At 36.6% G+C, this 26,965-nt stretch carries 14 protein-coding genes; 10 read left to right on the plus strand and 4 right to left on the minus strand.

What is annotated here, in order from left to right:
* Positions 1-351: 351 nt before the first annotated feature.
* Positions 352-936, minus strand: a complete 585-nt coding sequence (locus tag BM143_RS22765; protein ID WP_090027571.1) for a ribonuclease HII — start codon at positions 934-936, stop codon at positions 352-354.
* Positions 937-1,252: 316 nt separating this feature from the next.
* On the opposite strand from BM143_RS22765, the gene BM143_RS22770 reads away from it, so the two are divergent.
* The 10 genes from BM143_RS22770 (at position 1,253) to argS (ending at position 18,242) form a co-directional block, all read left to right on the plus strand.
* On the plus strand, positions 1,253-4,285 hold the full coding sequence (locus BM143_RS22770) for a SusC/RagA family TonB-linked outer membrane protein (RefSeq protein WP_090027704.1): 3,033 nt from the start codon (positions 1,253-1,255) through the stop codon (positions 4,283-4,285).
* 14 nt (positions 4,286-4,299) lie between these two features.
* Positions 4,300-5,895: a SusD/RagB family nutrient-binding outer membrane lipoprotein gene (locus BM143_RS22775; RefSeq protein WP_090027573.1), complete on the plus strand. Its 1,596-nt coding sequence runs from the start codon at positions 4,300-4,302 to the stop codon at positions 5,893-5,895.
* Positions 5,896-6,265: 370 nt separating this feature from the next.
* Complete coding sequence (locus tag BM143_RS22780; RefSeq protein ID WP_090027574.1) at positions 6,266-6,985, plus strand: TonB-dependent receptor plug domain-containing protein; 720 nt, start codon at positions 6,266-6,268, stop codon at positions 6,983-6,985.
* Complete coding sequence (locus BM143_RS22785) at positions 6,963-7,511, plus strand: hypothetical protein (protein WP_090027576.1); 549 nt, start codon at positions 6,963-6,965, stop codon at positions 7,509-7,511. Before BM143_RS22780 ends, BM143_RS22785 begins: the two co-directional genes overlap by 23 nt.
* Entirely contained in the window at positions 7,508-9,328 is a 1,821-nt protein-coding gene (locus tag BM143_RS22790) for a TonB-dependent receptor (RefSeq protein WP_090027577.1), read from the plus strand. Before BM143_RS22785 ends, BM143_RS22790 begins: the two co-directional genes overlap by 4 nt.
* Before the next feature lie 10 nt (positions 9,329-9,338).
* Positions 9,339-10,913, plus strand: a complete 1,575-nt coding sequence (locus tag BM143_RS22795) for a SusD/RagB family nutrient-binding outer membrane lipoprotein (protein WP_090027579.1) — start codon at positions 9,339-9,341, stop codon at positions 10,911-10,913.
* Positions 10,914-11,443: 530 nt separating this feature from the next.
* The gene (locus BM143_RS22800) at positions 11,444-14,440 is read left to right on the plus strand and encodes a SusC/RagA family TonB-linked outer membrane protein (RefSeq protein ID WP_090027580.1); all 2,997 of its coding nucleotides are present in this window, start codon (positions 11,444-11,446) and stop codon (positions 14,438-14,440) included.
* Between the two features lie 10 nt (positions 14,441-14,450).
* On the plus strand, positions 14,451-15,878 hold the full coding sequence (locus BM143_RS22805) for a SusD/RagB family nutrient-binding outer membrane lipoprotein (RefSeq protein WP_090027705.1): 1,428 nt from the start codon (positions 14,451-14,453) through the stop codon (positions 15,876-15,878).
* Positions 15,879-15,925: 47 nt separating this feature from the next.
* Positions 15,926-16,369, plus strand: a complete 444-nt coding sequence (locus BM143_RS22810) for a lipocalin-like domain-containing protein (protein WP_090027582.1) — start codon at positions 15,926-15,928, stop codon at positions 16,367-16,369.
* A 112-nt stretch (positions 16,370-16,481) separates the two neighbouring features.
* Complete coding sequence (gene argS / locus BM143_RS22815; protein ID WP_090027583.1) at positions 16,482-18,242, plus strand: arginine--tRNA ligase; 1,761 nt, start codon at positions 16,482-16,484, stop codon at positions 18,240-18,242.
* Positions 18,243-18,388: 146 nt separating this feature from the next.
* On the opposite strand, the gene BM143_RS22820 is transcribed toward argS, so the two are convergent.
* The 3 genes from BM143_RS22820 to BM143_RS22830 are packed head-to-tail and all read right to left on the minus strand — an operon-like array spanning position 18,389 to position 26,680.
* Positions 18,389-19,321, minus strand: coding sequence for a YihY/virulence factor BrkB family protein (locus tag BM143_RS22820; RefSeq protein WP_090027585.1), 933 nt, complete (start codon positions 19,319-19,321; stop codon positions 18,389-18,391).
* Between the two features lies 1 nt (position 19,322).
* On the minus strand, positions 19,323-21,650 hold the full coding sequence (gene tamL, locus BM143_RS22825; RefSeq protein ID WP_090027586.1) for a translocation and assembly module lipoprotein TamL: 2,328 nt from the start codon (positions 21,648-21,650) through the stop codon (positions 19,323-19,325).
* Positions 21,650-26,680, minus strand: coding sequence for a translocation/assembly module TamB domain-containing protein (locus BM143_RS22830; RefSeq protein WP_090027588.1), 5,031 nt, complete (start codon positions 26,678-26,680; stop codon positions 21,650-21,652). The genes tamL and BM143_RS22830 overlap by 1 nt, the downstream gene beginning before the upstream one ends.
* Positions 26,681-26,965 lie beyond the last annotated feature (285 nt).

Raw genomic sequence — 26,965 nt, forward strand, 5'->3', positions numbered from 1 at the left:
TACGTTGTTCAGGTGTTTTTTGCATGGTATGTGGTCTTTGATAATCCCAATCAAAGTTACCATATTTTCTGAGCCAATTCAAAACAGTTGCATGGATTGTATCCCATATTTTTGGCGGCAATGACTGATGGTGGACTCTCCCGATTCGACTTCTTTTACAATTTGAAGCTTTAAACTTAAACTGTAATCTTTCTGAGTGCGCTTTATATAAAGCGATTTTAATTGTTTTTCCATAACGATTCTTTTTTTTGTATCGCTATTTCAGGACTAGACAAATAATTTATAAAAAAAGAGAAGCAAATTTTGCTTCTCTTTTTTTATGTTGAGCAGTTATCGGTGGATACTTTCTGATTAATCATATTTTAGTCTGAAGGATTGTCTGTGATGTTTTGTAGGGCCGTATTTTATAAGGGCTTGCTGATGTGCTTTAGTCGCATACCCGAAGTTGGTATTCCAGCTATATTCCGGATGCTCTTCGTGGAGTTCGATCATTAGCTTATCTCGATAATTTTTGGCAAGAATGGAAGCTGCTGCAATAGAGAGAACTTTTGAGTCGCCTTTTATGATGCATTGGTGAGGAATAAAATTATAGGGATGAAATTTATTTCCATCTACTAAAATCAGTTCGGGTCTTATGGTCAATTGATCCAGGGCACGATGCATAGCATGTATGCTTGCATTAAGAATATTGTGTTCGTCTATAAATTCCGGAGGCAGCTCAGCAATGGCGTAGTGTTTTACATTGTCCTTAATATAGCTATCCAGTTCCATCCTCGTTTTGAATGTTAACTTCTTTGAGTCGTTGACAAGATTTTGCTGGAAACTCTCATCCAGAATAACTGCTGCGGCCACTACAGGTCCGCTAAGGCATCCTCTGCCCACTTCGTCACATCCTGCCTCAATATAAAGGTCTGTCCACTTTTGCAATAAATCCATATAATTATTTATGTCCTGTCATTAATGACTTGTAAAAGTAGTAAAAATTGCATTTTGCGGTAATGTGTGTTTTTTTTATTTATCCTTGTGTTTTTGTGAATATATTGCTTCCATTTGACGCAATGGCTGTATTGTTTTTAATTGCGTTGTTTTGAATGTTTTTAAATAATATGGGTTTTTTGTTGATATATATTTAAGTATTGTGTTTCTTGATGTTATGTTGTTTGTTAAATTAAATATTTTTAACGAAATATTTGGTGATTTTAAGAAAGTTTCACATATTTGCAATCATAAAAAAAAAATAATCAATTTAAATATGAAGAAATTAACAACAAGTGTTTTGTTTGTAGTATTATCTTCGTCTTTTCTAGTTGCAAATGCACAACAAAGAAAAGATAGTGATACAATTAAAACTCAGAATATTGGAGAGATCGTTGTTACAGGAGCATTGGGGATCAAAAAGAAAGCCGATGCGATTACCAATGCTCAACAAGTAGTAGGAGCCAAAGAACTGAACCAAGCGTCTTCACCAAGTGCTGTGCAGGCGTTAACAGGTAAAGTTTCCGGTCTACAGATTATACAGACTGATAACAGTGTAAGTGCTAGTAGCAGAATCGTAATCAGAGGAAATAAATCTATTTCCGGTGATAACCAGGCATTGGTTGTTATTGATAACGTGATTTCTACAGCTGCTGTTTTATCACAATTAGCGCCTGAAGTAATAGAAAGCGTGAACGTTATCAAAGGTTCACAGGGTGCTGCTTTGTATGGTCAACAGGGGGTTAACGGTGTAATTATTGTAACAACAAAAAGAGGAAGTAAATCTGAAAAAATACAATTTACACTTTCATCTTCTATTGAAATGTCACAAGCATTTATGTTTCCAAAAGTACAGACGAGATACGGTAAAGGATATCCGGATTCTCAGGTATTTAATGGAGGTGATGTAGATTATAATGGTACAACATATGTTCCATGGGAGAATACATCTTGGGGACCTGCTTATGATGCACCAGGCATCGGAGGGCAAATGGTACCTTCAGGTCTTCCTCAGGCGGACGGATCTTTTGTCATGGAAAAATATGCGCCGGTAAAGAATCATTTTTCTAAATTCTTTAAAAATGGTGTGATTATGCAGAACGGATTAACAGTTACTGCAGGTGGTTCAGATTCATATGCAACTTTATCAATCAACAGATTAGAAAATAACTTTGTTGTAGAAGGAGATCAGCTAAAACAAAACAGTTTCTTACTAAAGGCTGGAAAGAAATTAGATAAATTAAGAATCGACGGAACCCTTAACTATATCAGCAGAATCACTAATCAGACTAGTGCAGGATTGTATAGTGATATACTTCAGATGCCTACAATGAATGATATCAGAAAGTATAGAAATACAGGAGTAGACGGATTCTTATCTGCTTATACAACGAATCCATATTATCAGATAGAGAACAACAGAATTGATACCAACAGGGATTATCTTTCTGGTATTTTAGCTTTACAGTATGATTTCAATAAGCACATCAACTTAAGCTATACCGGTAATCTTAGTATCACGAATTCAAGACAGGACAGTCACAATAATGGTTTTGTTTCTACAAGAGTATATGAAAATTCGGGAACAATTTTAGATGGTGGAACATTACAAGATTATAACGCGAATTCTAACTTCGATTCTTACTATATGAACCGAACAATCAGCACCAGAAACTATTATGGTGATTTGATGTTGAACTTTAATTATGATCTTACCAATGATCTTAATTTGAAATTAAACATTGGTAATAACATCCAGGATAATTATCAGACTGCTCGTGCAATGGGGGGAACTGGTCTTAACTATGCAGGATGGTATGACATCAGAAACGTAAATAATCCAATTTTACCAGGTGACTCTGTAGGTGGAAACGCTGTAGACGGACTTGGTTTTGATAATGGAACTTACAGATCAAGAATCATTGCTGCATTTGCGAACTTAGATTTAGCATTTAAGGATTATTTATTCTTAAACTCTACATTCAGACTTGAAGAAAGTTCTGTATTGTCTACTAACTTTAATGGGCAAAACCACAATAAAACTTATCCGTACTATTCATTCGGGGTTTCATTCATTCCTACAAAAGCTTTTGAAGGATTGAAAGGAGGTGTATTAAGTTATATGAAAATTGCACCAAGTTACACAAGAGTAGGTAATACTTCTGCGGTTCCTGTTTATGCTACTACCAACGTAGGTATTGCACCATCAGGATATCCTTTCCCTAACTTACCTGGGTACGGTATTAACACTGCTCAGACTTTTAGAAGTGTTCAGCCGGAGTTTATGACGACTACTGACTTAAATGTACAGTTAGGATTCCTTAACGATAGAATTACATTAGAAGGGTCAATTTATCAAACTGATACGGATAACCTAATTACCAATGTAGGTGCTTCAAATGCTTCAGGTCTTGCTTCTTTAAGATCTAACTTTGGTAAAGCAAGAATGAAAGGGGTAGAAATTGATTTAGGGGTAACTCCGATCAAGACACAGGATTTTACATGGAATTTCAGAGCATCATATGCTCAATCAAGAACTAAAGTTGTTGATTTACCAGGTGGTGTAGATGAGGTTGCTCTTTTTGTACCTTCTGCTACTGTAGGTATCGGTGTTTTTGCTGTGAAGGGTTCAGATTTACAGACGCTTAAAGCAACGACATTTAAGAGAGATGATCAGGGAAGAATTATAGTAGGTGCAGATGGTGTTCCATTGCAGAATACTACGATGACCAGTATGGGTAGAATAACTCCTGATTATACTTTAACATTCAATACATCATTCAAGTATAAGAGCTTCACATTATCTGGAACTATGGACTTCAGAAAAGGAGGTAAGTTTGCATCTATGGCAAAAAGTACTTTAACATTCTCAGGTCTTACAGATGATACCAACTTTGATAGAGAAAACGGTTATGTAGTACCGAATTCAGTACAATTGGTGAATGGAGCTTATGTTGCGAATACAACTCCGGTTAATGGAGCTGCAAATTATTCTGCTGCTGCTGCTTATTGGTCATCTACTTCTTTACAGCGTTTAGGAGAGCCAATGGTATTGGATGCTACAGCATTTAAAGTAAGAGAGATTTCATTAACATATGATATCCCTAAATCAGTGTTGTCTAGTACTTTTGTTAATAGCTTTACTGTTGGATTATATGCTAGAAATCCATTCTTTATCTACGCTAAAGAAAACAGAAACTATTCAGATCCAGAAACATCTGGTTCAAGCGGAAATGGTGCAGGTATCGCTTACACAGGGCAGTATCCTTCTCAAAGATCGTTTGGTATTAATTTAAAAGCAACGTTTTAAAAGTTTAAGAAAATATGAAAAATTTTAAAATAAAGACAGGGATTTTAACGGTTGGATTACTTTTATCAACCATATCTTGCGAGAGATATCTTGATATTAATGATAATCCTAATCAGCCTGCTATTGAATGGGTGACTCCTAATGAGTTATTGCCGGTTGGTATTACAAAATGTTATTCAGCGCAAGGAAGATCTTTAATGGCATTCAGTAGCGTTGTGATGAATACTCTTGCTGGAAATTCACTTTCTTTTGGAGCTCCTTATATAGATGATTATAAACCTAATGTATCCAATACTTTTTATACAGGTATTTGGGATGGACTTTTCTTAGGGGCTGCCAATTTTGAACAGATTATTAAATATAATGACCCTGAAGGGAAATATGTTCAGTACAAAGCTATTGCTAAGATCATGAAGGCAAATTATATCCAGATCTTAACGGATTTATATGGTGATATGCCTTATTCTGAAGCTTTTCAACAGCAAAATAACCTTACTCCTAAATATGATAAAGGAGAAAATATCTACAAAGCTTCTATCACTGATATAGAAGATGCTATCGCATTAATTGATACTCACGCTGGTGACAAACCAGGAGCTGCAGATATCGTTTTTAAAGGCGAGATGGAGAAATGGAAAGCTTTTGCCAACACTCTTAAATTAAGATATTTGTTAAGAATGTCTAATATTCCAAGTGGAGACTTGGCTACTTTCAGAGATCAGAAGTTAGCTGCTTTATCAGGCGCTACATTTATCAATGAAAATGTAGTGGAAAACCCTGGATATAGTGCAGCAAATGATTCACAACAGAATCCTTTTACAAACTACTTCGTTCTTACAACAGCAATGTCAAGACCTCAGAATTATTCTTATAACGTAGCTTCTGAAAATGTTCAGATTGTTATGAATGGAAACTCTGAAGGTGATGCACGTCCGGTTTATCAGAAATTCACTGGGATTGTTGATGGAAGAAGAGCTAGAATGTTTAACCTGGTAGGAGGTAAAGTTGTAGGTATCAGACAAGGAAACTTGCCTGGTGAAGCAGGGGTACCGACAGGAGGAACACTTTCCAGATTTAATTATGGAATCACGATCGGTGGTACTTCTACTCCAACATCTAACCCTGAATTGTTAGCAATGGTTTCTTCAAGAGGCGGATATATCATGTCTGTGGCAGAATCTAAATTCTTACAGGCTGAAGCAGCTTTAAGATACCCGGCTTTGTTCTCTAATGCTCAGGGTAATTTTACAGCAGCTATTACAGCTTCATTTACACTTTTCGGATCTACTGCAAACTTGCCTGCTTACCTAACGGCTATTTCAACCAAAAATGGTTTAGGTTGGGCTGGTACTGACGCAAACAAAATGGAGGCTATTATGACTCAAAAATGGATCGCTTTAACAGGTGTAAACCCTGAGCAGTCTTATTTTGATTATACAAAAACAGGTTACCCTGTAACATTGTCTGCAACTATTGCTTCAAATCCAAAACCAAATAGATTGATTTATCCATTATCTGAATATATCGCTAATGCGGTTAATGTTCCGGCAATTTCTAATACAGATGTATTTAGTAAAAATCAATATACTCCTTTTTGGGCTAGAAACTAAAAAGCATTCTTTAATATATTTTATAAACCGCCTTCGGGCGGTTTTTTTTGTTTTATAGTTTTTTGTAAAGATATTCAGCGAATAAAAAGTATAACATTTATTAATATAGATTATTTTAGATTTATTTTCCTAAAAATGAATGATAATAGATTTATTGTGATTGTTTTTATAAGTTTTTGCCAAGTTAATTATGCTCATGAAAAAAATCAACTCATTACTATTTTTTTTTATTAAAAAACAATTGACAGGCTATTGTTATTGAATATATTTCTGTGTTTTGAATTAATTGATTCACACTTGTTGTTTATTTTTGTATTTCTTTGTGTTATTGATAAAATTTTTCAAAATTTGTTGACAAAATTTATTTGATATGAAGAAAATCAAAGCAAGTATTCTTATTGTGGTATTGACTTCGGCTACAACGGTTGTCAATGCGCAGAAAAAAAGCAAAATTGATACTGCAAATACCAAGGAAATTGAAGTAATTGTTGTGACTGCTTTAGGGATTAAAAGAGATGAAAAATCTCTTTCTTATGCTAATCAAACCGTAAAAGCAAAAGACTTAAACCTGACGCAGAATGTTGATGTTAAAAATTCCATCGTTGGAAAAGTTGCAGGAGTTCAATTGAATGGGCAAGCCGGTTCTAAACTCGGAGAGACTGGGAAGTTAAGACTCAGAGGAGCGGTCAGCCTTTTGAATGATGCGGATCCTATTTATGTTCTGGATGGAGTTATCATAGATCCCAATACCATAGACATGGATATTATAGAATCCATTAATGTACTAAAGGGACCTAATGCAACTTCTTTATATGGAGTACGTGCTCAATATGGCGTGATCATTATGACGACAAAAAAGGGGAGCAAGAGTAGACTTAATGTTGAATTAAACTCTACCGCTACAGTAGATGTAGTTGCCAGAACAATGAAGTATCAGAATCTGTACGGGCAGGGATATGGTGGAGATGCGTCATTCAAGACTTTTGTCTTTAATCCTGGCACCATGCCGGCAGAATGGGCTGTATTTGATGGGAAAAGATATTTGGCGGGAGACAATAACTATGCTGATGAGTCCTGGACCAAGGATTGATGGGAAAGACTATATTCCCTGGTATGCCTGGTGGAAAGACAGTCCGCATTTTGGGAAAACAGCCAAATATGAAGCTCATCCCAATAATGTACGCGATTTTTACGATAAAGCAATGACTTTCAAAAACTCGGTCTCAGTATCCGGGGGATCTGATTTTTTTACTGCACGATTATCCTTTACGAATCTTAACCAAAATGGTATCACACCCAATACTTCCTTAAAGCGAAACTATTTTAATCTTAACGGAAACTACAAGTTTAGTGAGAGGTTTAACATAGATGCTGCTGTTAACTTTTCTGATGGTAGAGTAAATGGAGACTTTGACGATGGGTATTCCAATCAAACATCTGGTTCATTTAATCAGTGGTTTGGTAGGAATTTGGATATGAAAAAATTAAAAGAATTACAAGATCTTTTGACACCGGAGGGATATCACGCCAATTGGAATTGGTGGGGCCAGATGACTACTCAACAAGCGGTTTTACTGCTAAGCCTGCATTCTGGATCAATCCGTACACGTGGATGAAAAAATTTAGAAACTACACAGATCGTAATTCACTTCTGCTATCAGTAGCTCCTTCCTATAAAATAACGGATGATCTTACTGCAAGGGTATCTTTTTCCAGAACACAGAATACGTCGGTCAACCGATATTTTATGCCTAATTCATTATCCAAAAATGGTTCAGGAACAGGATCTTCTACGCCTGGAGGATATTTAAATTTACTTAATGGTTTTGGCGTGAGAGATTCACAATACACCGAAGATCAGTATGAAGGACGTTTGAGCTATCAGAAAAAAATAAGTGATTTTGATATTTTACTTATCGGAGGTGGAAATATAACCAATAGAAACTGGGAAGGAAACTCACAACTGATGGATGTTACGGGTACTACACAGTACCTGCTGACTCCTGATGTATATGATTTTAAAAATACAAATATTCCCATCATTGCAGATCCTTATGATTACAGACAGCAGTACAAATCTTTGTATGCATCTGCATCAGTGGGATATAAGGATACCTACTTTGTTGAGGGTTCTGTAAGAAATGATATTAATTCTGCTTATCTTAATAGTGACAATTCATTTGTGAGTTACTCATTAGGGATGAGTTTACTGTTGCATAATTTATGGGCAAAAAATGATATCCTCACATACCTAAAAGTCAGGGCTGGGATTGCACAGATTCCTGCCGATTTATCTGCAACATCTACCAATCCTGAATTCAGAAACGGAAGACAGGCGCTATCGGTTGGTAATAATCTGTATCAGACAGCATGGTACCCAACCAGAATCATTAGTAAAAGTTTGAAACCGGCTATTAATGAAAACAAAGAAATTGGAGTAGATCTGAAATTCTTAAAAAACAGATTATCATTAGGAGCAACCTACTATGATGAAATTAGAAAAGACGAACCTATCCCTGTTACCCTTCCTTCATCCAGTGGAGCTCTTGATATTTTGATTAACTCTGCAAGCTCTAAAAGGAAAGGGATAGAGCTGGCTCTAAGTGGAGATGTTTTCAAATCTGAAAATGGATTTACGTGGACTACATCAGTTAACTGGGCAAAAAATAGATCGACCATACTTCAGGTGAATGAAAATCTTGAATCTATTCAGTATGGTGATGCCAATGCATTTAGCTATGTTTCGATACTTCAAAAAGAAGGAATGGAATGGGGGCAACTGTATGGAACAGCTATTAAAAGAGATGCTTCAGGGAATGCAGTAATGAATGCTAAGGGTCTTTATGAGTTTGAACCCAATAAAGCGTTTGGAAGTATTCTGCCTGAATTTACGGGAGGCTTTTACAATACTTTCTCCTATAAAGGTCTTAGCTTAAGTTTTACCATTGATTTTCAGAAAGGAGGTAAGTTTTTCTCATTATCAGAACAGTGGGGGAACTCAGGAGGTTTACTGGAAGAAACAGCTGCTATGAATGATAGAGGATATAATGTAAGAGATGCCGTAAAAGACGGAGGAGGTGTTCGCGTTGTGGGGGTAGATGTTAATGGTAATGCTGTTGACCGGTATGTGGAGGCTCATGATTACTTTACACAATTCCATGCCAACAGAATCGCAGAACCATTCATCCACTCAGCCAGCTACATCAAGTTAAGAGAAGTAGCATTGAATTACCAGCTTCCAAAATCTATTTTTACCAACACAGGGATCTCAAATATGTCTATAGGGGTAACGGCCAGAAATCCCTGGTTGATTGCTGTTTCAAAAGATAATAAGCATAGGTTTGATCCGTCAGAACTTTCACAAAATTATGGGGAAGATGGGCAATTGCCTTCTACCAGGGGTTTCGGGGTTAACGTAAAGATTAATTTTTAAAACAAAAAAAATGAAAAAACAATATTTAAATACATTAAGTAAATTATTTCTTTCTTCATGGATGTTAGGGGCCGTCGTCTCCTGTAATAATGAAAATTATTCGGATGATTTTAATAAAGATCAGTACGGTATTTACACGGCTACGTATAAGGCCTTATTATCAGGAGCCATCATGAACTTTGGACAGAATGCAGGAGAGAGAAGCAACGTTTATCAAATGATGCCAATTCTATATTCCCAATATCAGTCTCAGGTAGTTTATACTACTGAACAAACTTATGGGGATACACCCGGCGCATGGGGCAGATTTTATGCGAATCAAATTAATAATTTGAATGCAATTATTTCGGCTTATTCCAGCAACCCGTCGCCAGAAATTTTAAAAGAAGGAAGTGCCGAAAATATGATTGGCGTGTCAAAAATTTTCAGAGCAATTATTATGAAAAGAGTGACAGATGCATATGGTGATGCTCCTTTTTCTGAAGCAACAAAAGCAACATCCGATCTATATCTGCCTAAATATGACAAGCAGCAAGCTGTATATGAAGCAATTATAGCTGATCTGAAAAGCGGAAGGGATATGTTGAATACTACATCAACAGCCCCTACCGGGGATATCCTATACTATGGAAATTTAAATAAATGGAAAAAGCTAGCCAATTCAATACTTCTTCAGGCTACATTACAGTTGTCTAAAAAATTTCCTTCTACTACCGGATATGCAGCCACAGAATTTAAAGCTGCTCTTTCCAATTCTGCCGGAGTAATAGAGTTGCTAGATGATGAAGCCTGGTTCACTATTTCACCCTCAAATTCGTATCCCAATCCCTTCTCTGACTTTAGAGCTGCAGATTACAGGATTTCCAGGGAATTGGTAGAATCTTTAAAAGGATCTGGCAATATTTTTAATAGAACATCCAATCATACTGCTGATACGCGATTAACATTATATGCAAGTAGCGGTACAATGAGCGCAGTAGGATTGCCTTACGGATATAATTCTACCGATCTGGCAGCAGCTGGCTACAGTACATCCGGAACATCTACGGTAAACTTGAAATTCCGAAGCAATAGTTCAGCGATAAATCTGATGACGGCAGGATATACCTATTTAAACAGAGCGGAAGCTGCGTCGAAGGGGTGGACTGCCGAAGTTGTTGCTACTATGCTCACTCAGGGAATTATCTTAAATTATAATACATTGGATAGTCATTATGTGTTAAATACTAATTCCTATTCTGCCGGTAGCAATCCCTTCGGTGGAAATAAAATATCCCCCAATGCTTTAGCTTATGCCACAGCCAGGGTTGCAGATATTGCAACAGCAGGAGCAGGAAGAGTAATAGGTGAAGAAAAATGGATTGCTTTATTTATGAATGGTTATGATTCCTGGGCAGAATTCAGAAGAACCGGATATCCTGCATTGCTCCCTGCACCCAGTGCTGTGAATGGGGGCGTAATTCCGCGAAGAATGAGGTATCCGCTTGAGGAAGTTAATTTTAATAACTCCAATTATCTGAAAGGTGTTGAAAGCTTGTTACCTAAAGAAGATAAGAACACTTCGAAAGTATGGTGGGACCAATAGCGAATGGTACACTAAGCATTAAAATAACTACATTGTTTGAAAAAAGTCTGGTACTACACCAGACTTTTTTTGTTTTTGTATTCTCTATTATCAACATAAGTTACCATTCAGTTTTTGGTTCCTTGATGTACTCATCAAATCATTATTCTTTCGCGTTATGTTTTTGTATTTTGAGAAGCAAGAAGAATGAAAAAAGAACAAAAATAGTATGCATTGCATTGTTTTTGTTTTATCGATAAATACTTGTTTTTTGTTTTTTATATCTTAAATATTTTAAAATCAACACATTACTCGTTATTTTTTTAATTTACTATATAGATAAAACCAATTGAAAAAAGGTTATTGTTTTCAAAAAAAAAATATTATTAAAATATGGTTGTTTTGTTAAAATCATTCTTTTTAACAGTTTTTAATATATTTTTAAATGTATTTATTAAAAAATATTGAATATTTTATATTTTTTTACGATTTTGCTTTGTGATTTTAAGAAAGTTTTACAAATTTGTACAGTCACAAAATTAAAATTTGATATGAAGAAACTAACAGCTAGTCTGCTTGTTTTGGTATTGTCGTCATCTATTGCTGTTGTTCACGCCCAGCAAAAGAATGATACCATCAAAACAAAAGAAATTGAGGGGGTAGTAGTAACTGCACTCGGAATTAAAAGAGAGAAGAAATCTTTGGGATATGCTTCTCAGGAAATTAAGGCAAGTGCTCTTTCTGATGGAACAACAAATACCGGAAATATCGGAGCTCAATTATCAGGTAAGGTAGCTGGTCTTAATGTTACAACGAATAACAATTTTGGTGGTTCAGCAAACTTACTTATTAGAGGTGTGAAATCACTGGGAGGAGGAAATCCATTAATCGTTATTGATGGATCACCGGTAAATAATACGTATACCCAGGAAAAAAATGTAGATTATGGAAATGCTCTGTCTGATATCAATCAGGAAGACATCGAATCAATCAACGTTCTGAAAGGGGCGGCAGCATCTGCCTTATATGGGGAAAGAGGGCTGAATGGGGTTATTGTTATCACAACTAAAAATGGAAAAGGAAAAGATGACGGATCTTGGGGAGTTACTTTATCATCCTCAATAAATGTAGGTTTTGTTGATAAATCAACCTTTCCAGAGTATCAGACAAGATATGGAGCAGGGTATTCTCAAAAATTTGGAACGCAAGGACCAGGTGGGCTGAATAATGCAAATTTTGGAGCAGATGCATCATGGGGACCGAAATTTGATCCAAATTTATTAGTATACCAATGGGATTCTTTTGATCCGACATCTCCCAATTATGGTAAGGCAACACCTTGGGTAGCTGCTAAGAATGGACCTGTTACATTTTTTAATAACCCAACAACTTATAATAATACTGTAACTTTAGAAAAAGGAGAAAAAGGAAAAAATATCAGTTTTACCTATGATAATATGATGATGGATGGTCTTATGCCTAATTCTCATATCAATAAGAATACTTTCTCCTTAAAAGTTAATTATGATCTGACTCCTAAATTACATACTTCTTTCTATTCTACAATGACTTTACAGGATACAAAAGGACGTAGCGTAACAGGTTATAATGACAACACAATGAGTAATTTCAGACAGTGGTGGCAAACTAACGTGGATATGGCTGAGCTGGAAAGAGCTTATTTTACTAACGTTAACCCTGCTCTTGCTAGTGCTGCCAATAATTATGGGAATGTTACATGGAACAGAAAATCTGCGGGTAATGGTGCACCGGCATACTGGAATAACCCTTACTTCCAGGCTTATCAGAACTATACAACTGATAGAAGAAACAGAAATTTTTCCTATGCACAGGTAACCTACGATCTACTGGATAATATTTCTGTTACAGGGAAAGTTTCTTATGACAGATCTAATCTTTTTGCTGAAAACAGATTAGCAGTAGGGTCTATAGCCCAGGCTTTTGGTCAGTCAGGAAATGATGTCTCTTCCGGGTATGCAAGACGTGATGTATTAAGAACGGAGACAAATTATGATTTAATGGCCAATTATAAATTTGACATTACCGATGATATCAACGTTTCAGGAGTTTTAGGAGGAAACATAAGACGAAATTATTTTAATTCTGTTTTCGGTTCTACAGAAGGAGGATTGGTAGTTCCCGGAATTTATGCTTTGTCAAATTCTAAAAAATCACCTTTGGCATCGGATGAAAATGAATTTACGACACAAACAAATTCAGGATACATAACGGCTTCGTTTGATTTCTTTAAAAAATTCTATATAGATGGGACCTGGAGAGTAGACCAAAGTTCAACATTACCAGCTGGTAATAATGTATATAACTATCCTTCAGTAACGACCTCTATCATTATGTCAGAAATTTTGGATACTAAAAGTTGGATGAATTTCTGGAAATTAAGAGCAAATTATGCTGAAGTAGGGGGAACGGCAGATCCTTACATGTTAACTAACAATTACAGATCTGCAGGTATCTTATCAGGTGTAGGTATATATAATTCAATCCTTAATCAAGCTGATCCTAACTTAAAACCTCAAAGATCTAAAGAATTTGAGGTAGGTACGGAAGCTCATTTCTTAAAAGATAGAATTACAGTTGATTTTGCTTACTATAAAACAAAAACTATTGATCAGATCATTACGCTTCCTGTATCATCTGGAACAGGATATACTGGTAAAGTGATCAATGCAGGAAGAATAGATAATACCGGATTTGAAGTGCAGTTAGGCTTGGTTCCTATAAAATCAAAAGATTTTACATGGAATATTGATGCCAACTGGTCTAAAAATAAAAACGAGGTTATGAGTTTATACCCGGGAATTACCAATCTTTTATTGAATAGCTTCCAGGGTGGAGTTTCTCTGAATGCAAGAGTTGGTGAAGCATGGGGTACACTAATTGGTGGAGACTATGTTTATTTGAATGGACAAAGAGTTATTGACCCTACAACAGGTATTTACCAAATTAAGGCAAACCAAATTATTGGTAATACAACTCCTGACTGGATTGGGGGTATAAGAAATAGCTTTAGTTATAAAGGCTTCTCGTTAAGTTTCTTAATTGATATGCGTAAAGGTGGGGATATCTTCTCTACAGATATGTATTACGGTATGGATACAGGACTTTACAAAGAAACTGCTATCGGAGACTATAGAGATAAAGATGTTATACTTCCAGGAGTTTTGCCAGATGGTTCTCCTAACAATATTGCGTTGTCACAATTTACAACAGGAAGTAATTACGGATATGAGACTCAGCCGGCAAAAGAATTTGTTTATGATGGATCATTTATCAAATTAAGAGAGGCTAGTATTGGGTATATGCTTCCTAAATCTTTATTGGCAGGAACAAAAATCTATGATGCGAAAATTTCTATTGTAGGTAGAAACTTATGGATTATTCACAAAAATCTACCATATGCTGATCCTGAAGCTATGATTGGTGGAGGAATCAATTCTTATGGGTGGTCAATTGGATCTATGCCAACGACAAGAGATATAGGAGTAAATGTTACATTCAAATTTTAAAAAATCAACAATGAAAAATATATTAAAAGCAGCCTTAACTGGTATACTTATATCGGCAAGTTTGGTATCATGTCAAAGTGATCTGACCTCACTGAATGAAGACCCTAAACATCCATCGGTGTTACCATCAGAAAATTTGCTGGCGACCGCATTATTCCAGTCTTCTTATTATATGGATAACCCAAGTGTGAATTTTAACAATTACCGTTTTTTTACGCAACAATGGGCAGAAGGGCAATATCCCCAGGAGACTCAGTATGATTTGGTAACGAGAAACCAGCCAAGAAATCATTTTAACAGGATGTACGTGTACAGTCTGAATAATCTCAGACAGGCAAAAGAGAATCTGAAAAATGAGGTGGAAACTGAAGATGTACGTACGAATAAAATGGCAACTTTGGAAATCGAGGAGATTTTTATCTGGGAAAACCTGGTAGATACTTTCGGAGATGTTCCTTATTCTGAAGCTTTTAAGCCAAATGAAATTTTAACACCAAAATATGATGATGCCAAAACCATTTATATTGATTTAATTAAAAGAATTGATGCTGTGATCGCAGCAGTAAAACCTTCTGCAAAAGGATATGGTTCTGGAGACTTGGTATATGCGGGCAGCATGCCGAAATGGATAAAGTTTGCTAATTCTATTAAATTAAGATTAGGGATAAACTTGGCTGATGTTGATCCTACATTGGCAAAAGCAACGGTTGAGTCAGCGATCGCAGGAGGAGTTATTGCTTCTGAAGATGATGCCTATAAATTTAAGTATGATGGAAACACATTCTCAAATCCTGTTTTTGATAACTTGGTAGCTTCCAACAGGGACGATTTTGTTCCTAGTGAAATAGTGATCAATACCATGAATAGCTTGTCAGATCCACGAATGGAAAAGTGGTTTACAAAAGTTGGAGGAATCTATAAAGGAGGAGTTTTTGGTGAATTGAATGATCCATATTCTGATTTTTCTCACTTAAATGACTATTTTAGATCTTCAACAACAGCTTCAAACTTATTAAGTTATGCAGAAGTGAATTTTCTTAAAGCCGAAGCGGCAGCAAGAGGATATGCTGCTGGTGGTACAGCTGTAGATCTTTATGCTACTGCAGTTACTTCATCTATGAAAGAAAATGGAGTTGCAGATGCGACTATTGCAACCTATTTAGTTGCCAATCCTTATAATGCAGTTAACTGGAAACAGTCTATCGGGGTTCAAGCTTGGATTGCTATGTTCAACAAAGGACTTGCCTGCTGGAATTTTACAAGACGTTTGGATAACCCAACTCTTGTGAATCCTCCAAAATCTAACCTGTCTTCTGTACCATACAGAATGCCTTATTCAGATCAGGAATATGTATTGAATGGAGCTAACGTTAATGCAGCAGCCAGTAAAATTGGTGGTGATAAGGCAACTACAAAATTATTCTGGGATAAATTTTAATCTATTGGCTAAACAAATTGTAGCTTAGCCAAAGTAAATATTTAAATATGAAATTTTTTTTAGGAATTTGTCTTTTTATGACTGTTATCTCATGTTCAGGTAATGACGACAATGAGAATACACCTGTGGAAAGTGTAAGTATCAATGGTAGCTGGAAACCTTTTAAATATGAATTCAGGGGAAAAAGCATTCTCTTAAATGATTGTGATAAAAAGGGGGAAATATCAATAAACTCTGATTTTTCCGGAACCTATGAGAGATATGCGCTTTCTTCTGCCGGGAGTTGTGATCATATTGATTCTTTCGGTGGTAAATGGTCTTATGACAATAGCAGTCTGACAATAACTTATAATGAGGCAGGAACTGTTAAAACATTAAAAAAGACAGTTCAGTCATTCACTAATGTTGAGTTAAGAATTTCGGATAATTCCAAAGACTTAGACGATACGCCCGGGAATGACATGGCAACCTTAGTTTTTGTTAAACAATAATATTCTTATATAAACCGCCTTGGGGCGGTTTTTTTATTTCCGTATATTTGTACTTTAAAATTTTGAGAAGAAAAGACTATCCCCATAGTCTTTAAAAAAGCAATAGATACACATGAATATTAAAGATATCATAGAGAAGAAACTTTCGGAGGTAATTTTAAATGTATTTCAATTGAAAGACATCAATCTGGAAGTTCAGGAAAATAAAACGGAATTTGAAGGCGACTTTACCATTGTTACATTTCCATTGGTAAAACAGCTGAAAAAAAATCCTGAAAATATTGGCGTTGAATTGGGAGGAGCTTTGACGGAGTACTCTGACCTGTTCGAAAGCTTCAATGTAGTAAAAGGTTTCCTTAATATTAAGGTAAAAAACCAATTGTTTGTGGATAACTTCAGATCTGTGAGCAATGATTTTGATACCATAGAAAAGAAAAATTCTACAGTAATGGTGGAATATTCTTCCCCAAACACCAACAAACCGCTTCACCTTGGACACGTTAGAAATAACTTATTAGGATTTTCCGTAGCGCAGATTCTTAAAGAGGCAGGCTATGATGTGATCAAGTCTCAGATCATCAATGACAGAGGAATTCATATTTGCAAGTCAATGTTGGCTTGGGAAAAATTTGGAAAAGGGGAGACTCCGCAGTCAACGAATACAAAAGGAGATAAGTTCGTAGGAAACTATTATGTAGAGTTTGATAAAAACTACAAAACAGAAATTGCAGAACTTGTTGCACAGGGTTCAACAGAAGATCAGGCCAAAAAAGATGCTCCATTAATCAAAGAAGCTCAAAAAATGCTTTTAGATTGGGAGAATGGTGATGAGACGGTAAGAAATCTTTGGAACGAAATGAACGCATGGGTTTACAAAGGTTTCAACGAAACGTACCAAAGACTGGGAGTGAATTTCGACCAGGTTCAATACGAAAGCAATACGTATATTTTAGGAAAAGATCTGATTCAGGAAGGACTGGACAAAGGCATTCTTTATCAGAAAGAAGACGGTTCGGTTTGGTGTGACCTTACAGATGAAGGTTTAGATCAAAAATTATTGTTGCGTTCAGACGGAACTTCTGTATATATGACTCAGGATTTGGGAACGGCTGTAGAGCGTTTTAAACAAAATAATATTCAGAAATTAATTTATACCGTAGGAAACGAACAGGATTATCACTTCCAGGTTTTATTTAAAATTCTGAAAAAGCTAGGATATGAATGGGCAGACCAGCTATTCCACCTTTCTTACGGAATGGTAGAACTTCCGAACGGAAAAATGAAATCCCGTGAAGGAACGGTTGTGGATGCTGATGAATTGATGCAGGAAATGCACGATATCGCAAAAGCTAAATCTGAAGAGCTGGGTAAATTAGAAAACTTTACCGAAGAAGAGAAAAGCATAAACTACGAAAGTGTAGGAATAGGAGCGTTAAAATACTTCATGTTAAAAGTTGATCCAAAGAAAAAAATGCTGTTCAATCCTGAAGAGAGTATTGATTTTAATGGAAATACAGGGCCTTTCATTCAATATACTTTTGCACGTATCCAATCTTTATTGGCTAAAGCTAATTTTGAGCAAAAAGAAATTGCAGAAATTGAATTAAGCCAGTCTGAAAAAGAATTGATCATGCAATTGGCCAATTTCAAAACAGTGGTTGCGAAGTCTGCAGAAGTATTAAGTCCTGCTTTGGTCGCGAATTATGTGTATGATTTGGTTAAAACATACAATTCTTTCTATCAAAGTAATCCTATCTTAAATCAGGAAGATAAAAACGTGACTCAATTCCGTTTAAATCTATCCGATATAACAGCAAAAACAATACAAAAATCATTAAAGTTACTGGGAATAGGAACAGTGAACAGAATGTAAAAATAAAGCCTCCTGAATTTTTGGGAGGCTATTTTTTTTTATAATGTAAAATGTAAAATGTAAAATGTAAAATGTAAAATGTATTAATGATAAACACCTATTGATACAAGAGAATCTCGCATCTCACAACACATACCCCGAAATTCTCAACGCTCTCCAGGCTCATTCTCCTTTTTACTATCTCTGTACATCTTCGCCGCACTCCATTTGGCATGCTTGGAAAGAACCACTTTGTAGCCTTTTTTATAGTTGTACACTTTCGTAAACTCGGCTCCGAAAAAGATCAGCATACAGGAATAATTAATCCACATCATAATTAAAATAACGGTTCCAGCAGCTCCGAAAGTAGAAGTAGGTTTGAAATTACCGAAATACAGACTCAGTAAAAATTTACCCAGTGTAAATAAAACGGTCGTCAGTAAAGCGCCTTTCCATACAGGTTTCCAGCTGATTTTTACATCAGGAAGCACTTTGAACATCAATGCAAACAAGAGCATAACCAAACCAAAACCGATGGCAAAATTCACGAGCTCTACAAGCATATACGTTTCAAGTCCAAAATAATTGGTGATCCAGTTGTTGAACAGACTGATCATTGAAGATAAAATCATTGTGATCATCAGTAAGAAACCTAAAATAAGAATCATTCCCAATGAATTCGCGCGGTCCAGAAGAAATTTAATTAAAGCTTTTTTAGGAGCAGCTTCCACATCCCAAAGCGTATTTAGAGTATGCTGCAGTTGGAAAAACAGAGTTGTGGAACCGAAAACCAAAGATCCGATTCCTACAGTTTTCATGAAAATATTCTGCTTGTCAATAAGAGCTCCGGCAATCATTCCTTCGATGCTTTTCGCCACATCAGCTCCCATTAATCCACCGATTTGATTACTGATTTCTCCACGAATAGCTTCCTCACCAAAGAAATTTCCGGCGATCCAGATAATAATAATCAATAACCCCGGGATGGAAAAGATCGCATAATAGGCTAGACTTGCCGAATCTTTTGATGCGGAAGAATTGTTCCATTCGTCGAAAGTCTCTTTTAAAGTCTCCCAGAAAAATTTGATATTGTTGATCATATTAGAAAGGATATCCAATGGCTATATTTAAAACTAAATTATCTTTTCTCCACTGTGAATCTCCGAAGTTGATCCGGTTAAATGCCCATCGGTCTCCTTTTTCATAATAAGGAACACGCAGTGGCATGGCAAGATCCAGCCTCAAAATTAAGATAGAGAAATCAAGTCTTAGACCAACTCCGGCTCCGACTGCAACTTCACTTAAAAATTCTTTGGAAAATTTAGCGCCCGGTCTTTGGGTGTCTTCATTAATTAACCAGACATTTCCTGCATCTGCGAAGACCGCCACATTTAAAAACTTATAAAGATTGGCACGGTATTCAGCATTAAGTTCCAGCTTAATATCTCCGGACTGGTCAAAATAATAACCGGATTTAATGGTTCTCGGGTCAAAACTTCCCGGACCTAATGTTCTCGCCCGGAATGCTCTGATACTGTTACTACCTCCTGAAAAGAACTGCTTGGAGAAAGGAATATTCTCCGAATTCCCGTAAGGATAAGCGATCCCGCCAATAAATCGGGTGGCTAAAGAAGTTTTTTCTGTAAACTTATGATAAAGCCTGAAGTCGTTTTCCATTTTAGCATACTGGCTGAAAGGGATTCCGAAAATCTTTTTTTCTTTTCCTTTTTCAACATTAGCGCCAGTTACCAAACCTGTAATATTTCCTGCCAAATCCAATGTTCCTTTATAATAAATGGTCGTCGGTTTGGACAGCATTGTGTTCGTATACGTATAAGAATAGGTAGGGCCAAAAATAAGCTGCTTCTGAACAACCCTTTGCATGGCATCACTGTTAGCGGATATAGAGTCATACAGAGCGGTAACCTTGGCAGGTGAAACCAATGTCACATCCAATACCTTCAGATCATGCTCCTTTCTTACATTTTCCTTCCATAAATACCCAAATGATGCACTGAATGTATTCAACGTATAATACTCGGTACGGTTCTGGAATTCAAATCCTAAATTGATATTCGTTCTCGGAACAAATGCACTTGAAGAATTGAAGCGGAAAGGCGCCACGATCCTTGGAATGGAAAGCTGTACGGTTGATCCTGCACGAAACAGGTTTTTTGCATTTTCCTGACCTCCCATCTGGAAATCAAATGCACCATAAACAGCTGCTTTAAACTGTTCGGCTCCTCTGAAAAAGTTTCTGTGCGTCCAGTTTAAATTCAATTCGCTACCGGCATAGTTGGCAGAATTGGTTCTTCCCAAAGCTTCAAGCCTTAGCGACTGAATTTGTCTCGGGGTCAGTAAATAATACGCATCAAACTGATGTTTTAATGAATCTGAAACTATAAATTCATTTTTTACGAATTTGAAAACGCCCAGACTGATCAGGCGGTTAAGCGTAAGATTATGATTGGAGCGGTTATACAGATCTCCTTTTTTAAAGTACAAAGCTCTGTCGAAAATCTTTGGTTTAAATTTATGCTGCGGATCAATCACATAAATGTCATCATAAGCATATTTGGAAAGTGAGTCAGGATTCATAGGAACATTATACTTTCCTCTTTTTACATCCTGAATATTATAATTCGGGAAAACAATCACCTTGTCAATGCTGAACTGATCAGTCGCCAGATCCGGAGTGTCTTCTTTTAATTTTACGTTAAGCTCAACCTGATGATTTTTGCTTACGGTACTGTCCGCCTGAACAATAATATTGTCCGGACTGAAATAATAGAACCCTCTTTCTTTTAAGCCATTATCGATCCTTTCTCTTTCATTTTTAATTACATCAAGATCAAAAGGTTTTCCGGTTTTAAGAAGCGTTTTATTGGCTAAACTTTGAATTTCCTTATTGACCAGCGAAGAATCCTGCTGAAACTTAACATTGCTCACCAGATATCTTGCACCGGGTCTTAAGGTGTAAATAACCTGTGCTTTTTTATTTTTAGAAACCGTATCATAGGTCGCTTTTGCATTAAAATACCCCTTGTTTTCAGAATAGTTTTCAATAATCTTTCTGTTGAACTCACGGTCTACATCTCCCAGTAATACAGGTTTTTCACCTACTTTATATTTTAGCCAGTAATTAAAACCTTTATCTTTTTTAGGTTCTTTGGCGATATTGTAGAAGTATAATTTCGGACGGAGACCTAATAAAGTGGAATTGGGTTTAGGAACTAAATTCTCCTCCAAAGCAGCCTTTAGTTCTTTTTTCTCCTTCTTCGAAAGACTGTCGTTTTCTATTTTCACTTCACCACCCGTATACAGCATCTGTCCCTGCTTCAGGTATTTCGTATTGCTGCAGGAAAGACTAGCTGCGGTAAGGCCCGAAGCGAACAGATATTTACAATATAGATTAAGTCTGCTTTTCATTATTTAAATTCTACCACTTGGTTATTTTTGTTTTCTTTTTTGCGTCTCTCTTTTTGTTTTTTCTGGAAAATTTCACGGAATTTATCATAGTCTAAAGTAATGATAAAACCTACTCCCGTTTCTATGATCTGTCCCTGAAGAGCCACCTGATATTCATCCTTACGATACGCTCTAAGCATATACCTTCCGTCTTTTGAAAGGCTGTAATCTACCGTAACGTTTCCTGCAATATTCGTTGTGCTTTCGTTTTGGCGTGCTTCACCTTCCAGGGCAAAATTACTTCCCACGGAAACTTTCAGACGGTCATTCAGTAATTTTTTACTTACCCCAACATTCAGATCCGTTCTTGTATTTTTCTTCCCGCTTGAATAATCTTCGGAAGAATCAAGGCCTAAATCTATATCCACTCCTTTAATTAAGCCCGAAGCAAGATTGTTCAGCTGTTGCGAAAGAATTTTACTCACACTTTGTCTGGCCATCATTTCAGCAGACATTCCCGCGCCGGATTCAAAAGGATTTTCCCCAATAAAACGGTTCAGTAGAAGAAGCGCAAAAACCTGTTTATTCATTTCAGATTCCTGAGTTCTCAGCTGTGTGAGCTTTTGATCAACAATGTCTTTTACCGTAGACGAGATTGCATTATTTTTTTCGTCTGTCGTGATGTCAAAACTGATCTGTGGTTTCAGAAGCTCACCTTTCATTTTTAGTAAAGTATTGAAAGGGATTCTCTGTTTAAACTGGTTCAGTATGGAAGCATCTTCACCACTCACTTGTTGTTCAACGAGATCAATAGGTGGGGCTTCCGTTTTATATACAGCGGTGATGTCCATAATCGCGGCAGTCGGTTCACCGGTCCACGTAATGGTACTTCCTTTCTGGATATCAAATTTACGTTTCAGAAGACTTACGGAAAGTTCATACGAACCTTTTTCTACTTCATAAACCCCTACAAGCGTTGTTTTTCCTGAAGGATCAATTCCGCCCGTCAGTTCTGCTTCACCCTGAAGTTTTACAAAATCTCCGTTCGCTTTATCAATTACAATGGACATTTTAGCTTCCTTGCTGACTTCGATATTCACACTCACGTCCATTCCTTTGATGCGGCTCTGGGCTTTCAGAGAATCGGCTTTAACGGTTTTGTTTAAAACTACCTGATCCTGATCAATGAATTCAACAATTCCGTCTCTCTCCTGTACAGAAGGACTCGATTGCGGAAGGACAAAAGTGAAGTCGGTATCATCAGAAACAGCCAGTCTGCCGTCCACTTTCGGAAGATCCAGGTTTCCACGGATATGAAGTCCTGCATCAATGGCAAGAATTCCATACATCATCGCGTCATTGGATTTTTCTGAATTCACCACTTTGAAATCTTTGGCATTCACATCAAGATTAAATGCGAAATCCCTGTAAGTCTGCGTAAGAACCTGCCCGTTGATGACAAGGGAATTTCCGTCCTTATCGTTGATTTTAAACTTATTAAATTCTATACCACGGTTCGTAAAGTCAATTTCATCATTCAGTTTTCTGAAATCACTGCCGGTTTTGGCAATTTCCAGGCCTGCATCATTGAACTTTACCTTACCTAAAATATTCGGTTTTTCTGTATTTCCGGTAATCTTTAAATTTCCTGAAATATAGCCTTCCGTATTCGTTATCGCATTCATGGAGAATCCCTGAACACTTTTCATCTGAAGCTTATTGATCGCCATATTCAGATCAAATGTGCTTGAAGAAGTATTGTAATCTCCAAGGATTTTCACATCGTTATCATTGCCGGATAACGCAACATCAGCATTTAAAATATTCGGTGAAGCATTATTCACTTTTACCGCCAGATTTCCAACTGCATTTCCGTACACGATCAGATCTGTGATGTTAAGGTCTGAAGTGAAAGTCATATTTTTCGTGACATCACGAAGCTGAGCTGTTCCGTTGATTGTTCCTTTGGCCAGAACCGTATCTTTTTTAATCAGTTCGGTAATGGTTTCTATTTTAAAATCTTTAAGGGCAACATTCAAAGGACTGGCCGGACTTTCGGTTTCAGACTGAAGTGAGATCTGACTTCCTCCGTTTGATAAAACGAAATTATCTGCTAAAATCCCTTTGCTGCTGATCTGGATCTTATTGTTTTCAGCAACATTCCAGTCCGAATAATTAAGTTTTAAACCATCCGGGTTCAGAGATATTTCTGTGATATCATTCAGCGATTTGGCCTTTCCTGCAATAAGGAACTGCGTAGCATCTTTGTCGTCTTTGGTCGTAACATTATAATTGATGGTATTATCAGCCACATCTCCGGTCACCGCTATTTTTTTCAGGGTGAAGCTGGAACTTTTTAAAGAACCTGCATTGAGACTGTACTGTAACGCCTGATTTTCATTGGTTACTTTTAACGCTACATTTTCCAGCGAATTTTCACCATATAATAATTGCGGAATCTGTCCGCCTATTTCAATTTTTTGAGAATCAGCATCATAATTTCCTGCTAAATTGATGGTTTCAAAAGTTTTCAGCTCCGGAACAAATTTCCTGATCAGATCATCATTTTTAATCTTGGCATTGAAGGTGAAAAACTGCCCCGGATCAATTTTTTGTCCTTTGGCAGGTTTCTGGAACTGATAATACTGATTGATCGTCTGCGTTAAAGCACCGAAAATCTGGGTCAGTTTATATTTTCCCTTTAATGAAACATCAGCAATCTGAGAATTGAAAATAATCTGCGTGGAATCCTGTGTAGAAGATGCTTTCAGATTCACTTCCTGCACCGGATAAACTTCTTTGGTATCTGAGAATGCAAAATCTTTTAAGTTTAAATACCCGTTCAGCGCATCCGGATCAAGGCTTGAAAAATCTCCGTCGATCTTTCCTGCGATAATCATGGGTTTTTCATAGAATCCAAGTTTATTCACATCAAGTTTGATCACTTCACCGTTGATTTTCACTGTAGGATTTTTTTCACTGTAAACTCCGGAAGCTATTAAATTCAGATTTGCATTCGGATCTTTCGAGTTGAGAACGATATTGTAAACTCCTTTATTAATTTTACCCGTCAGATCCATATTCTGGTAGCGGTATCCTTTGTAAACAGCCGATGCTACATGACCTTTAAGATCTGCTTTTGCATTTTTGAAGTCAAAGCTTTCACCTTTTGCAGAAATCTGAGCGGTAACGGCTCCGACATCCTTATTCTTGATAATCTTTCCAACCTGGATCGCCTGAAGATTAGCTTTTACATCATACAGTTCGCGGTTTTTTCTGCTCATGTCCACATCTGCCACGATAGCAGCGTTTCCAAGGGTAGAGTAGAGGTTCAGGTCTGCCTTCACCACCTTTGTGGTTCCTTTTGCACTTCCTTTGATACTGAAATGGGAAGGCAGGGAAATATTGGATGGAATGGTGTTTTTCGGAACCAGATTGTAAACCGTTTTAGCTTCTGCTGAAAATTCTGCAATCCTAAGATCATAGTAAAGATTTTCAGGTTTCATTGCATTTTTGATTCTTCCTGATGCAGCTACTCTCAACTGATCCAGACCTGAAACTTTAAGATCTTTAATCAGTAAATCATTGACGATTCCCTGAACATTGGCATTCACATTCAGAATAGCGTTCGGGTATTTATTGAATGGAGCGGTATTTCGTAAAGTAGGAACAATATTCAGGATATCGGCGAAACCTATTTTGGAATCTTTGATATTGGCTGAAATTTTTACAGCACCCGGATTGGAAGTCAGCTGATCAAGGGATTCATAATTTAAAATCACCTCATCACGGATCAGCGTTTTCGGGGTTTGCAGATAAAGATCCTTCAGGTAAGCCTGTTTTTCAGCATAGACAAAATCGGTATTGAATTTCTGGATATCCAGCCCTCTTCCTTCCTGAATTTCTGCTGAATTCACGGTTCCTGCAAACGTATTATTCTCCATTTTGAAGCTTCTTACTTCCACGTTCATTTTGGAGAAATTCATGTGGTTGAAATCCATTCCCTGCTTGGTGGGAGCAATCGCAGTGTTGTTGTACACAACTTTTACATCATTTAGGACCAGTTTTCCAAGAAGCAATTTCATCGCTTTATCCTTGTCTGAAACTTTAGAAACCTCAGGTTCTTTTGAGTCCTTCGGATTGGCATTTTGTGCAGGAAGGTACAGGTTGGCATTAATATCAGCTCCGGAAAGAAAAACATTGGAAATGTTGTAGGAATTATTTTCGAGATCCAGTTTATTGACTTTCGTACTTAATTCTTTGAACAGAACCTTAGCAAACGTTTTGGTATTATCATCGCCGTAATCTATATCGAAGTTGGTCAGTTTGATTCCTCTAAGGCCTATATTCATCGGCTTTTTGTCATTGAGTGAATCTACCTTTTTCTCTACTTTTTTAGAAACCTCTTCAATAAGGTCCTGTTTTAATTTTAATTTCAGTCCGTCAAGGTTGATATCATTAACGGCATAGGTATTTTTATTGAGGTCAAAGGTTTTAACCCTGGTATCAAATGATTTGAAATATAATTTAATATCATTTCTTGACTGCTGATCGTTGAAGGTCACCCCAATATCCTTTAAATTAATCTTATCAAGAGAAATAATAAAAGGCTTGGAAGGACTTTCCTCTTTGTCGCTGGTCGCAAAAGCATTGATGATATAATCGAAATTGAATGTCCCGTTTGGCTTACGGACTACATTGGCGCGTGCTCCCTCAAGATCCACCGAAGTAATATCGGCGGTGGAACTGATAAGCTTCATCATATTCAGACCTACATCCAGCTTTTTAACAGCCAGAAGCGTGTCTACATCCTGTCCTTTGAGATAAAGGTTTTCCATCACAAGACTGTTTGGGAATCCTATATAAACCCTTTCCAGACTTACTTTGGTCTTGATTTTTTTCTCAAGATAGACGACGAGTTTGTCTTTGATGAAATTTTGAACGGCAGGAAGCCTCAGACTTAAGATCAGAAGGGTAACAAAAACCAATATCGAAATAAAAGTTATTGCAATACGCTTTAAAATTTTTTTTTTGTTGATTTTTAGTTTCAAATGTGACTAGGTTTTTAACAAATATATGAATACTATTTTATTAGTTCTTTGTTGTGGTATCCTAGTACAAGTACAAAAATCCTGCCTTGGCTGTCCGGATATGGAATTTAGTTGAGTAGTTGTCAAGTGAATATGTTGATAAAGACAACCAAGGTTTGGATTTTTTTTAATAAAAGCCCCCTTTATATCATTTTTTAACGTTGAAAAGGTTTAGCAAAAATGAAAATTCAAATGTTAGATAGGTTTCAAAGGGGGCAAGGAATATATGGAGATAATAAATTTTTG

It is taken from the genome of Chryseobacterium oleae, assembly GCF_900115055.1.
GTDB classification, from domain to species: Bacteria; Bacteroidota; Bacteroidia; order Flavobacteriales; family Weeksellaceae; genus Chryseobacterium; species Chryseobacterium oleae.